General features: G+C 46.8%; 12 protein-coding genes. 8 read left to right on the forward strand and 4 right to left on the reverse strand.

All coding sequences use genetic code 11. From position 1 onward, the window contains the following. Nucleotides 1–6: 6 nt before the first annotated feature. Nucleotides 7–2,148: a hypothetical protein gene (locus IEY13_RS06770; RefSeq protein ID WP_188951169.1), complete on the reverse strand. Its 2,142-nt coding sequence runs from the start codon at nt 2,146–2,148 to the stop codon at nt 7–9. Nucleotides 2,149–2,244: 96 nt separating this feature from the next. After that, a complete protein-coding gene (locus IEY13_RS06775) occupies nt 2,245–2,862 on the reverse strand; it encodes a phosphatase PAP2 family protein (protein WP_188951170.1) in 618 nt (205 codons plus the stop codon). A 36-nt stretch (nt 2,863–2,898) separates the two neighbouring features. On the opposite strand from IEY13_RS06775, the gene IEY13_RS06780 reads away from it, so the two are divergent. Beyond that, a complete protein-coding gene (locus IEY13_RS06780) occupies nt 2,899–4,899 on the forward strand; it encodes an LTA synthase family protein (protein WP_188951171.1) in 2,001 nt (666 codons plus the stop codon). 1 nt (nt 4,900) lies between these two features. Here the strand turns inward: IEY13_RS06780 and IEY13_RS06785 are convergent, their stop codons facing one another. Then, nucleotides 4,901–5,647, reverse strand: coding sequence for a class I SAM-dependent methyltransferase (locus tag IEY13_RS06785; RefSeq protein WP_188951172.1), 747 nt, complete (start codon nt 5,645–5,647; stop codon nt 4,901–4,903). Nucleotides 5,648–5,727: 80 nt separating this feature from the next. Between IEY13_RS06785 and glmM the strand changes: the two genes are divergently transcribed. From glmM to IEY13_RS06810, 5 genes are all read left to right on the forward strand, one after another. Further along, nucleotides 5,728–7,110, forward strand: coding sequence for a phosphoglucosamine mutase (gene glmM / locus IEY13_RS06790; protein ID WP_188951173.1), 1,383 nt, complete (start codon nt 5,728–5,730; stop codon nt 7,108–7,110). A 32-nt stretch (nt 7,111–7,142) separates the two neighbouring features. Next, on the forward strand, nt 7,143–8,270 hold the full coding sequence (locus IEY13_RS06795) for a cysteine desulfurase family protein (RefSeq protein WP_188951174.1): 1,128 nt from the start codon (nt 7,143–7,145) through the stop codon (nt 8,268–8,270). Between the two features lie 17 nt (nt 8,271–8,287). Further along, nucleotides 8,288–8,989, forward strand: a complete 702-nt coding sequence (locus IEY13_RS06800; RefSeq protein WP_188951175.1) for a 2-C-methyl-D-erythritol 4-phosphate cytidylyltransferase — start codon at nt 8,288–8,290, stop codon at nt 8,987–8,989. 77 nt (nt 8,990–9,066) lie between these two features. Next, entirely contained in the window at nt 9,067–9,264 is a 198-nt protein-coding gene (locus IEY13_RS06805) for a hypothetical protein (RefSeq protein WP_188951176.1), read from the forward strand. A gap of 32 nt (nt 9,265–9,296) precedes the next feature. Continuing rightward, on the forward strand, nt 9,297–9,953 hold the full coding sequence (locus IEY13_RS06810; protein WP_188951177.1) for a hypothetical protein: 657 nt from the start codon (nt 9,297–9,299) through the stop codon (nt 9,951–9,953). Between the two features lie 7 nt (nt 9,954–9,960). Here the strand turns inward: IEY13_RS06810 and IEY13_RS06815 are convergent, their stop codons facing one another. After that, complete coding sequence (locus IEY13_RS06815; RefSeq protein WP_188951178.1) at nt 9,961–10,770, reverse strand: DUF6193 family natural product biosynthesis protein; 810 nt, start codon at nt 10,768–10,770, stop codon at nt 9,961–9,963. Nucleotides 10,771–10,958: 188 nt separating this feature from the next. On the opposite strand from IEY13_RS06815, the gene IEY13_RS06820 reads away from it, so the two are divergent. Then, nucleotides 10,959–11,378, forward strand: coding sequence for an organic hydroperoxide resistance protein (locus tag IEY13_RS06820; protein ID WP_188951179.1), 420 nt, complete (start codon nt 10,959–10,961; stop codon nt 11,376–11,378). Nucleotides 11,379–11,408: 30 nt separating this feature from the next. Continuing rightward, nucleotides 11,409–11,861 (forward strand): MarR family winged helix-turn-helix transcriptional regulator, encoded by a 453-nt coding sequence (locus IEY13_RS06825; protein ID WP_188951180.1) that lies wholly within the window; start codon nt 11,409–11,411, stop codon nt 11,859–11,861. Nucleotides 11,862–12,456 lie beyond the last annotated feature (595 nt).

Genomic DNA, 12,456 nt, shown 5'->3' on the forward strand with positions numbered 1-12,456 from the left:
CTGTTTTTATTGGTGAGCTCCACGCTGTGCTTTCTGGAGAATAGAATAGCAAACCAGTTTTTCGCAGGTTTTACAATCGCGGTTGGTAAAGGTGTACCGTATGCAAAACCTTATTTTACGGCTGCAGCATTCCAGTGGTGCCAGGCCGGGCAGGCCCAGTTGCATCTGCAATTGCAGGTTGCCCTGGTTGTTGCTGTTCCAGCGTATTATTTTAGCGGGAAAGGTATGGGTGCTGTTACCTGCAGTACCTGCAATAGCCCCTCCACCATTCCATTGTGCCTGCTGGTTACCCGTAAAATGGTATACGGCTGCTTCATTTTCTGCACAGGCGCGGCAGGCCTCATCTATACCATCTTCTTCTATATACACCAGCTGTGCGGTAACAGCAGTAATGTTATGCGGTGTTACGGTAAACTGTTGCTGTACCTGAATGTTACCTCCGTTTTGCGTAACGTTTTTGGTGCCCTGGCTAATGTTCATATTGGCCGGATCGTCGCAGTAATTACAAATACAGCAAGGCAGCGAAATGGTGTCGGCGCAGGGTATATGCGCTGGTGAGCTCAGCGTGGGGCATTGATAAGAAAAATCATAAAACACCCGCAGTTGCCTGTTACACATATCGCCTGTTATATCAAAACTGAATGAGGTTGGCGAAGCTGTTGTAACGGTTACCGCACTGCCGGGCTGAAAGTTGATGGGCGTAACACTGGTGCTGGTAGTGGTTTCAATAAAAGTAGGGTCGAAGGTGAGTACACCGCTGGTAACACCTGCTGCGTTGGGCAGTATCTGCGCATGGCCATATACACGAATGGTATCGCCACCCAAACAGCGGGTGCTATCCAGTTGAAAAAGATGATCTACGGTGCAGTTGTTTTGTATGTTAAACTGTGCAATATTGCTTTCTCCGTTGTTTTCATATACAGGTATGGCAGCAGCTGTAAACTGTAACAGGTTGGAACTGCTTTTGGTGCTGCCGGAAGCGCCGGGTTGGTAAAAAGCAGTCAGCTGCGCTTCGTACAGGCTTATTCCGGTTGAATCTACCTGTAACAGTTTGCCGGGCACTATACCGTTCCAGTGCGGGCCATATTCCTGTTGTACTATGGGGGTTCTTTTACCATCACGTATACGCCATATTACCAGGCGGTAGCTGCTTTGCGCAAAGCTGGAAGGTATGTAGTGGATGTATAAGTTCTGCCGGTGCATACTGGCAGTAATATTGCCCGCAGGGCTGATGATGATGGGTGCGGTTGCTTTTACAGTAGTTTCGTTGCTATCAGCACGGGGTTGAGCCGGTTGCGCCGCGGTGCGGGCAGGGGCAAACTCATTTTCCGGCGCTGGTTTCAATGCGCTGCTTTTACTACCCGGCAAACTCCATGCAATGCCTGTTTGCAGGTTCCAGGCAGTAAGTGCAGCAGATACGGTGCGCGAAATGTTTTTACCTTCTATATACTGGCCAACAGTGTACTTACCATCTTTGGCTTCGCCATAAGGTTGTAATACCTCACTGCTGCTGGTAACCGTAGGCCCGGTCATATAACTGATGCCTGCACGCAGGGTTATTTGCTGTGTAAGCGCCAGCCCCAGTTGTAAACGGGGTGTTACTACCAGTCCATTGGCCTTTATATCGCTGGTGGTAAGAAAGGTAACCTGTTGTTTGCGGTCAGCCGCGCCACCGGGCGATAGTGAATCGCTAAGATTGTTGCCTTTACGCGCCAGCTGCATATACCCGGCACTAATGCCAGGCGCAATACTAAACTTACCCAGATTCCAGCGCAGCTGCGGCCCGGCAGTAAGGGTATACATATGCCCACCATCCAGCCCGCCTGCGGCATGTGCCTGAATGGTTCCATCTTGTAACTGGTATTGTGTGCGTACAAAGTTGGCGGCTTTGCTGGCAGACAGGCCGGAGTAGCTGCCCTGTACCGCAATGTCCAGGTGTTTAAACAGGGGAACGGTCAGCTCTCCTCCCCATTGCCACCCCTTATCCAGAAAGGCGGTGTTACTCAGTTGCTTATTGGCCATTTGCCAGTTGCCGGCCAGGCCAGCTAATGTAATACCCTTGTTGGGTATCCAGGCCGGTAAGGAGGGCTGCTGGCCGTAAACACACCGGCAAAGCAGCAGTAATAAGAGTGTAATGTTGTGTTTCATAAAGCTTGTTTTATAAGCTTATATCAACACATGTTTGCTTTTGTTACCCCCTTATTCTATTTTTTATTGCTAAATAAAGCATGTTCTGGTACACAGCTACAATGTTTGAAAGGCCATATGTGCAAACCGCCTGTTAAATACCCTTGCCAGCTGGTAGCCTATTACACTGCCCAGCACAGCGCCGCCAATAATATCCAGCGGATAGTGTACGCCAATATATACCTGGCCATAGCTTACCGTTGCTGCCCAGAAAAACAGCAGGTAACCCCATTTTTTAAAATAAGGCAGCATGGTAAAGAACATAAAACAGGCTACGCCAAAATGGTTGGCGGCGTGGCTGCTGGTAAAGCTGCCGCTGCCGGGGCAACGGCCCAGTAACAGGCGCACGTACTGGCTTAAAAAAAAGTCGTTACAGGGGCGGGGGCGGTTAATCCAGTTTTTCAGCAGGGTGCTGCTTATCTGGTCCGTAAGGGCCACGGTAACTATTACACCGGCTATCCAGGGCCAGCATTTCCAGCCAAAATTGTATAAAACCAGTAATAAAAGAAAGAAGTACAATGGTATCCAGGTGTTGGAGTCGCGCCACCACGGAAAAATACTATCCAGGAAAGAGTTGGTCCATTCATTGTTAATTTTCAGAAATAACCAGGTGTCGCCGGCGTTTAAAATAGCCAGTAATTTCATCCAGAACCCGTTAGTATTTAACAACATCATGCGCTAAAGGTAAGCAAATCCGTACCTTTGCGCGGCATGGAAAATCTGAGAGTACCCCGCTATGTGCGGTGGATAGCTGCTACCGGCATCTTTTTTTTGTTACTGATGACGGCGCTGCGGATTGTATTAGTGTATGTATTCCGTACCCCTTCACAAAAAGATACGGAACTGATTGACGCCTATCTGATGGGCCTCCGGTTCGATTTACGTATTGTAAGCATAGGCTGCCTTATCGTTTTTCTTATAGGTACCATACCGCCGCTGCACCCGCTGGATAAAAAATGGGGTAAGCGGGTAGCTTTCTGGCTATGGGGCATATTTATTACCGTACTGGCTATATTTTATATTGTGGACTTTGGCAATTTCGCCTATCTGTCTCAACGCCTCAGCGCCACACTGCTTAATTATGCAGAGGATACCAAAATATCCCTCAGCATGGCCTGGCAAACCTACCACCTGGGGTGGACTATTCTGGGGCTGGCTTTAATTATTATACTATTACTGTCTGTTATACGGGTGTTTTACAACCGTGCACTGCAGCAACCAGGGCCTATATCCCGCACAAAACGTATTGTATGGGGCGTAGTGTTTTTTCTGGCGCTGGGACTGGGCATTTTTGGCCGCATAGGGCAGTTTCCACTGCGCTGGAGCGATGCTTTTGGCATACAGGGGGGCGATTTTGCCGCCAACGTGGCGTTGAACCCGTTGCAGTCTTTCTTCAGCACACTTAATTTCAGACATGCCACTTACGATGCAGAGAAGGTGCGCGAGGCTTACGGGTTTATGAGCAACTACCTGGGCGTACAGCAGCCAGATAGCAATACCCTCAGTTACAAAAGGGTGGAAAGGCCAGACAGTCTTATTGCCGGTAAGCCCAACGTGGTGCTGGTTATATGTGAGTCGTTCAGCATGTATAAAAGCTCTATGGCTGGCAATCCGCTTAACACTACACCGTATTTTAACGAAATGTGCCGCCAGGGCATCTTTTTTAACCAGTGTTTTACCCCTACCTATGGCACAGCCAAAGGGGTATGGGCTACGGTTACCGGTATACCCGATGTGCAGTTGTTTAAAACCGCCAGCCGCAACCCGGCCGCGGTAGACCAGCATAGCATTATTAACGATTTTGCCGGGTACGAAAAGCATTATTTTATAGGAGGCAGTGCCAGCTGGGCCAACCTGCGTGGCCTGCTTACCAATAATATACCCGGCCTGCATTTGTACGAGCAGGACGATTATGAGGCAGAGAAAGTAGATGTATGGGGCATCAGCGATAAAAACCTGTTTCTGGAAGCCAATAAGGTGCTGAAGCAACAGCAGAAGCCTTTTTTTGCGGTTATACAAACAGCCGATAATCACCGCCCTTATACCATACCCGCCGAAGATGCTACGGAGTTTAAAAGAGAAAGCCACCGGCTGGATTCGCTGAGAACCTATGGGTTTGGTAGTAACGATGAGCTGAATGCTTTCCGGTATACCGATTTCTGCTTCCGTAAGTTTATAGAAGCTGCCAAGAAGGAACCTTATTTTAACAATACGGTGTTTGTGTTTATTGGCGACCATGGTATACCTGGCGATGCCACCGCTATATTGCCTAAGGTATATACCGATCAATCGCTTACTGCGGAGCACGTACCGCTGCTGTTTTACGCGCCAGGTTTATTGCAGCCACAGCAACACAGTGCACTTGCCTCGCAGATAGATGTACTGCCTACTATTGCCGGCCTTTGTAACATTGGTTATACCAATACAGCGTTGGGCCGCAACCTGCTGGACAGGCAGCGACTGGCGGCCGATTCCGGACGCAGCAACTGTGCGTTTATTATTGATACCGAAAAGAAAAGGCTGGGGCTTTTACATAAGGGGTACTTCTATAGCTATGGCATGGATAACAGCAGCCCCGAGCAGATGAATAGTATTGAACACAATAACAAAACAGAAATAACGGACGCTATGCGTAAAGAGTATCGTGCAATGACGGATGCTTTTTACGAAACATCCCGTTATCTGTTACTAAATAACAAAAAAGCGAAGTAGGTTACTTCTTCGCTTTTTTGGCTATAATAATCATCCGGGGCGATTTGCGTACATCGTAATGCCCCAGGTTATAATCTCCAAAGGCTTCCTGCACCTGTAACCCCTGGTAAGCCAGCATATCTGTAAAATCGCCCAGCGAAAACTTGGCCACCCGCTCTGTATACAAATGCTTCAGCACGTGGCCGTTCTGCTCAATCTGTATCTGCTTAAAAAAATGCTCTTCATCGTGCCAGCGCGATATATGAAATAAGGTGTCATCTACCTTTTTACTTTCCACGCGCGTAAGGTGGTCTTCTGTATAGTGTACGTTCAGATAGTCTATTACAAAAGTGCCATCGTTGTTCAGGCTCTGGGCAATGGTACGAAAAGCCGCATCATGCTCGCGCCGTGTTCTGAAATAACCAAAGCTGGTAAAAAAGTTAAACGCAAAATCAAAGTAGTTAATCCAGAAAGGCTGGCGCATATCGTGCAGAAAAAACTGCAGATGCTCTTCCTCATTAATTTTGGCCGCTTCAATGGAGTCCGGCGCTATGTCAATACCCGTTACATCATATCCCATTTCAGCAAGCGCCTTGCTATGCCGGCCTCTGCCACAGGCCACATCCAGCATTTTACTGCCAGGCTGCGGGTGCAGGTAAGCTATTAATCTGTTAATAAATTCAAATGCTTCATTATCATTTCTGTTGTTATACAATAAATGATAATAGGGGCTACTAAACCAGTCTCTGTACCAGGCTTTCATCGGCATAAACGGAGGGTTATTATTATTCTGCAAATGTATATCCCTGAAACAAAATAGCTAAGTTTGCCGGTACGAAACTTTAAAATATGTCGCTTATAAAAAGCATTTCCGGTATCAGAGGCACAATTGGTGGCAAACCCGGCGAAACTTTAAGTCCGTTAGATGTGGTGAAGTTTACAGCGGCTTACGGCAAATGGCTGATGGCACAGCAGCCTGATAACAGAAAAGTGGTAATAGGGCGTGATGGAAGAATAAGCGGCGCTTTAATACAGCGTTTGGTAATAAGCACGCTCAATGCCATGGGCATTGATGTGGTAGATCTGGATTTAAGCACTACGCCTACGGTAGAAATGGCGGTGAAGTTTGAAAAGGCTGCAGGTGGCATTATACTTACTGCCAGCCATAACCCGCAAAACTGGAATGCGCTGAAGCTGCTGAACAGTGAGGGGGAATTTATAAGCGCAGCCGATGGCGCCCAACTGCTGGAATTTGCAGCAGCAGAAGATTTTGAATTTGCACCTGTAGAAAAACTGGGCGGATATACAACAGACAATACCTCGTTAGAAAAACATATTGAAGCTGTAATCAACTACCCGCTGGTAGATGTGGCTGCTATACAAAAAGCCGGCTTCAGCATTGTGCTGGATGCTATTAACAGCACAGGTGCTATTGCCGTACCTGCGCTGCTGCATGCACTGGGTGTTACCAAAGTAACCGTGCTGAACGGAGAAATCAACGGCAAATTTGCCCATAATCCCGAGCCGCTGCCGCAGCACCTTACACAGCTGTGTAATGAGGTGGTGAGCCAGAAGGCATCGCTGGGTATTGCGGTAGATCCGGATGTGGACAGGCTTTGTTTTGTATGCGAAGATGGAACCCTGTTTGGGGAGGAGTATACGCTGGTAGCAGTGGCCGATTATGTACTGCAGCACCGCAAAGGAGCGGCGGTAAGCAATATGTCCAGCACCCGTGCGCTGAAAGATGTGGCGGTAAACCATGGTGGCGAATACTACCCCAGCGCCGTAGGCGAGGTAAACGTGGTTACTAAAATGAAGCAGGTAAACGCTGTAATAGGGGGGGAAGGCAACGGAGGTATTATTGTGCCCGACCTGCATTATGGCCGTGATGCGCTGATAGGTATTGCGCTGTTTTTAACACACCTGGCACACAGCCAGAAAAGTACCCGCCAGCTGCGCAACAGCTATCCGGACTATTTTATGAGCAAGAATAAAATTGAGCTGGAAAACGGGGCAGATGTAAACCATGTGTTCACCAAAATACAAGACAAATACAAAAACAACCCTATAAACAAGGAAGACGGCCTTAAGATTGAATTTGATAACGATTGGGTACATTTGCGCACCAGTAACACAGAGCCTATTATACGCATTTACGCGGAAAGCAGCTTTGAAAGTACTGCGGATAACATAGCGAAGCGACTGATGCAGGACATACGGGAGAGCATGTAAAAAGCGTAACTTTACACAATACAACCGAGTACATGAATAGAATTTACCTGGACAATGCAGCCACCACAACGCTGGACCCTGTTGTGCTGGATGCCATGATGCCGTATCTGACAACCAATTTCGGCAACCCTTCCTCCATTTACAGTTATGGCCGCGAAAGCAGACTGGCTATTGAAAATGCACGCAAAGCCGTTGCAAGAATCCTGAACGCACACCCGGCGGAGATTTTCTTCACCAGCGGTGGTACCGAAAGCAGCAATACAGCTATTACCGCCTCTGTGCGCGATCTTGGCTGCAAACACATCATCAGTTCACCCATCGAGCACCATGCTACTTTACACACCGTAGAGCATCTGAAGCACACGGGCGAGGCAGAACTGAGCTATGTTAAAATTCAGCCAGACGGCCACGTGGATATGGCACATCTGGAGCAATTACTTTCTGAAAGCAAAGTAAAATGCCTTATTACCCTTATGCACGCCAACAACGAGGTGGGTAATATGATTGATATTCATGCTGTAGGCGAGCTGGCTAAAAAATACAATGCTATTTTCCACAGCGATACGGTGCAAACTGTAGGGCATTTTCCCTTCGACCTGCGTAATACCTATGTACACTTTATTACCGGTGCCGGCCATAAGTTTCATGGTCCTAAAGGCGTGGGTATGCTGTATATTAACGAGAACATCAAAATTACTCCTTTTATCCAGGGCGGTTCTCAGGAGCGCAACATGCGCGCCGGTACCGAAAACCTGTATGGCATTGTAGGCTTTGCCAGAGCATTACAACTGGCTACCGACAATTACGAAAAGGACAGCGCTTATATTAAAAGCCTGAAAATGTACATGAAAGAGCAGCTGGAGAAAACCGTTGCCGATGTATCATTCAATGGCGATGTAAACGGCCGCAGTTTGTATACGGTGTTAAACGTAAGCTTTCCTAAAACAGAAAAAAGCGAAATGATTCTGTTTAACCTGGATATTAACAATATCTGCGCATCAGGCGGTAGCGCCTGTACCAGCGGGGCAGATGCGGGCAGCCACGTAATACGTGCTTTTGCCGCCAACCCTAACAGAATGGCCGTTCGCTTCTCATTCAGTAAAATCAATACCAAAGAAGAAATTGATCTTGCGGTGGCTAAACTGCAGGAGCTGATTTAGTTTATTATATAGCGCCTATGAAAAAAGTGGCCGTCATTGTAGCAGGAGGAGCAGGCACCAGAATGGGCAGTGCTACTCCCAAGCAGTTCCTTCTGCTGCATGACAAACCAGTACTCTGGCACACCCTTACCGCCTTCCTTAACGCTTTTGACGATATGGAAGTGGTACTGGTACTTCCCCCCGCACACTTTCCGGTGGGCGAAGAAATTATAAACAATATATACGCCACACTGCCCGCTACCGAAGGCCGCATTACCATTACCGCCGGTGGCGATACCCGCTACCACAGTGTACAAAATGGCCTGGCGCTGGTAACAGAAGCCTCTGTGGTTTTTGTGCACGATGGTGTACGCTGTATGGTTTCTGCCGCCTTAATTCAACGCTGCTACCAGCAGGCGCTGGAAAAAGGAAGCGCCATACCCGTAGTAACCGCTACAGACAGCATCCGCTTGCTGGATCAGGCACCCGTACAGGGCCAGATGGGGGCCTCTGCCGTGGCAGACCGTGCCAAAGTATGCATCGTACAAACCCCGCAAACCTTTGTAAGCAGCATTCTGCTGCCCGCCTTTACCCAACCTTTCAGTGATGCGTTTACCGATGAAGCTACGGTGGTGGAAGCCGCAGGGCACGCCGTGCATCTGGTAGAAGGGGAGTACGCTAATATTAAGATTACAAGGCCGGTGGATTTGCTGATTGCGGAGAAGTTGCTTCCCGCTTAAACTTAAAAGTGTTTTCATCTTTACTGCTACTTCATAATTGTATTAAATTACCGGCTAAAACAATAACTCGTTTTGGTATGAAATCATTTGTGAAATTCGGAGCTTATGCCGCAATCATTCTCGGAGCGTTTGGGATGATGTTTTGTTTGCCTTTTTTATTCTCTGCCCGTACCAACGATTTAATTGGAGCAGGATTTCCATTCGTAGGTGGGGCCATTATCGCAAGCGGTGGACTCATTGCTTTGTCTATTTTAACAAAACAGGATAATGCATAAGATTGCTGTCCTATATCATTATATAACACAAAATGAAAAGACTACTCCCGTTGTTAATGGCTGCTTTATCAACAACCGTATTGGCACAAACTAACCCGAACCCCACCGATTTTATACCTAAAGGATATATGCTTTTTGAAAAAGTAACCGGCGATTTAAATAAAGACGGCGTGGATGATTGTATACTTGTTATAAAGGGTACAGATAAAAGCAGGGTTGTTATTAACAGCTTTGATAAAAAGGTAGACCGTAACCGGCGTGGTATTATCGTTTTGTTTAAACAGCAGGATGGTTACCAGGTAGCATCAAAAAACTACGATTGTTTTTCTTCTGAAAACGAGGATGGGGGAGTGTATTATGCTCCTGAGCTATCTGTTGAAATTAAAAAAAGTAACCTGTATGTTCACTATGCACATGGCCGGTATGGCTATTGGGCATATACATTCCGCTACCAGAATGCCGATTTTGAACTGATTGGTTATGATGCCAGCCGGGGTGGGGCAGTTATTGAAGGCGAAACCAGTATTAATTTCTCCACTAAAAAAATGCGGGATGTGGTTAATACCAACACAAGCGCGGAACCTGGTGAAGAGGTGTTTAAAGAAACCTGGAAAAAGATAAACATCAGCAAGCTGCTGCGGCTATCGGAGATAAAAGATTTTGATGAGCTGGATATGTATAAGTATTAAAGCTATATTATAAATCATCATACTTTCTTCTGATGGGCCTGATGCCTGGAGGTAGCAGGCTTTTTACCAGTTGTAGTGCGGTTGCAGCATTGCCTTCACCTACGTATTGATAACGATTAATGGTGACCACAAAAACTTCTCCTTCATCCGGTTGGGCACCCATGGGGGCGACCTTTCTTTTGTCTAAAGGGTGGGCGTAATTCTCATAGGCTTTGGGGATAACAAAAGGCATGCAGATATTGTCAAAAGGATACTCCGTGCATCTGCTGAAGCAAAGTGTATATAAACTTGTATAAGGGGATAATTTGCTTACCACTTCATCTTCCGCAGCTAAGCGCAAAAATGCCTGTAGTTCGGGTACTTGTCCATCTGAGCAATAGGCACTCCATCTTTTCTCCACTTCTTTAACTGCCGCTGCCTCGTCAGAATTATCATATGGCGTAATAAAGGGGTATTCATGTATCAGGTCATCTACATCAATATCTGCTTTTAACCAGTAGTTTATGGCCTGGGCAACAGGAGCCAAAACGTCAAAGTATCCCTGCGCTACATATACCCCGTTATGCCAGAACTCATGCAAATATGTGTTTTTGCCAGCTTCTATATACACCTGCACAAACCGGTTGCCGTAGCTTACAATGGCTATTGGGGTGGCCAACTGCATAACTACTTCTTCCGGCACACAGCGTAGCGACGAATTGATTTGCGTCAGTGCTTCATCCAGTTCACTAGTAACACTTACCACTTCTGTTAGTTGAGGGTACGAAGGTGGTGGAACAGCGGGCTTATGCTTTCTAAAAAAACGGAATAACTGCATTGGATTAAATGTAGAGAAAAAATCAATTCCACAGCTAGCATACTGTATACCAGTGCTGTAAAATAACAAAGCGCAACCACTGTTGTTTTGGGCTTCCCTTAACAAAAAAAGTGGCCCGGAATTTCAGTATTATAATCGCCGATATTGTATTTTTGCATCGTGCACGACATAATCGTTGCCGATATAATATGAAAACTTTGTATCAAACAAGTGCCACGGTAACCGGTGGCAGAAATGGAAAAGTAACAAGTGAAGATGGTGCTTTAGAACTCGAAGTAAGAATGCCTAAGGAGCTGGGGGGAAGCGGAGCGGGGTATACCAATCCCGAACAGCTGTTTGCGGCAGGTTATGCATCTTGTTTTGATAGTGCGCTGAATCTGGTAATGCAGCAGGCAAAGGTAAAACCTGAGTCGCCTTCTTCTGTAAAAGCTTCTGTGGCGTTGGGGCCTAACGAGCAAGGTGGTTTTGTGCTGGGTGTAACACTGGCAGTTACCATTCCGGGCATTGAACGCCAGCAGGCGCAGGAACTGGTTGAAAAGGCGCATCAGGTTTGTCCTTACTCCAATGCCACCCGCGGTAATATTGATGTTCAGTTACAGGTGGTATAAAGTAAATTGCAGTGGGTTAACAACACCGTTATGAAGGCTGTACAAAAACAATACAACAAGCACGAAGATGCTTATAAACTGGAAAATCAATTATGTTTTCCACTGTACGCCGCATCACGGCTTGTTACTAAATGTTACCAGCCTGTACTGGATGAGTTGGGTATTACCTATCCGCAGTATCTGGTACTGATGGTGCTGTGGGAGCAGGATCAGGTAAGCCTTTCTGTACTGGCTGAAAAGCTGATGCTGCAATCCAATACCCTTACACCCTTACTGAAGCGCATGCAGGAAACAGGACTGATTGATAGGGTGCGTTCGCAGCAGGATGAAAGAAGTATTGTTATTTCGCTTACTGATAAAGGTCGGTTGCTGAAAGCGGAAGTACCCCGCTTACAGCAACAATTGCAGGATATAGGTATCACTTTTGAAGAGGCGGTACAATTAAAAAAGCTGCTATCTAAAATGCTACGGAAAGCAGAATAGCCGCTGCATCAGCAGGGGCAGTTAATTCTTCAGCAGGCAACATCACCACAAGTGTAGCGCTCATTTACATTGGTATGGATCTGATCGCTACACTTGATAACGGCGGTAAGTACTGCTACTTCTGATAATAATTATTCAAAAAGCTGGCAATGTAAGCGGCCTGTAGTTGTGTCGGTCACACTTGGGGGGCTGTTTTCACGGTAAAAAGTACTGTGGGGATGATCCCCATAGCTATGGGACTGATCGCCACATATGTGGGGATGAATCCCACAGCTGCTAAACTGAACGCCACATGTGTGGGGATGATCCCCACACATGTGGGACTGATCGCCACATATGTGGGGATGAATCCCACAGCTGCTAAACTGAACGCCACATATGTGGGGATGATTCCCACACATGTAAAACTTACCGCTACATATGTAGGACGCTTCAAATTGCTGTAAAATTCATCGCCACATATGTGGGGATGATCCCCATAGATGCTAAACTGAACGCCATATAGGCAGGTTGGGGTCTATTCAGTAAACTGTGTCAGTGAGGTTGTATTTATAGATATCGTTGTTCAAAGATAATCGCCATTTGTGCTTGTATG

The sequence above is a fragment of the Filimonas zeae genome, assembly GCF_014641615.1.
Lineage (GTDB): Bacteria > Bacteroidota > Bacteroidia > Chitinophagales > Chitinophagaceae > Filimonas > Filimonas zeae.

Coding starts and splice junctions, on each gene's coding strand:
- IEY13_RS06800 (WP_188951175.1), top strand. CDS start 8,288: ATGAAAAAAGTGGCCGTCATTGTAGCAGGAGGAGCAGGCACCAGAATG.
- IEY13_RS06825 (WP_188951180.1), top strand. CDS start 11,409: ATGAAGGCTGTACAAAAACAATACAACAAGCACGAAGATGCTTATAAA.
- IEY13_RS06775 (WP_188951170.1), bottom strand. CDS start 2,862: ATGATGTTGTTAAATACTAACGGGTTCTGGATGAAATTACTGGCTATT.
- IEY13_RS06820 (WP_188951179.1), top strand. CDS start 10,959: ATGAAAACTTTGTATCAAACAAGTGCCACGGTAACCGGTGGCAGAAAT.
- IEY13_RS06770 (WP_188951169.1), bottom strand. CDS start 2,148: ATGAAACACAACATTACACTCTTATTACTGCTGCTTTGCCGGTGTGTT.
- IEY13_RS06805 (WP_188951176.1), top strand. CDS start 9,067: ATGAAATCATTTGTGAAATTCGGAGCTTATGCCGCAATCATTCTCGGA.
- IEY13_RS06785 (WP_188951172.1), bottom strand. CDS start 5,647: ATGCCGATGAAAGCCTGGTACAGAGACTGGTTTAGTAGCCCCTATTAT.
- IEY13_RS06815 (WP_188951178.1), bottom strand. CDS start 10,770: ATGCAGTTATTCCGTTTTTTTAGAAAGCATAAGCCCGCTGTTCCACCA.
- glmM (WP_188951173.1), top strand. CDS start 5,728: ATGTCGCTTATAAAAAGCATTTCCGGTATCAGAGGCACAATTGGTGGC.
- IEY13_RS06810 (WP_188951177.1), top strand. CDS start 9,297: ATGAAAAGACTACTCCCGTTGTTAATGGCTGCTTTATCAACAACCGTA.
- IEY13_RS06780 (WP_188951171.1), top strand. CDS start 2,899: ATGGAAAATCTGAGAGTACCCCGCTATGTGCGGTGGATAGCTGCTACC.
- IEY13_RS06795 (WP_188951174.1), top strand. CDS start 7,143: ATGAATAGAATTTACCTGGACAATGCAGCCACCACAACGCTGGACCCT.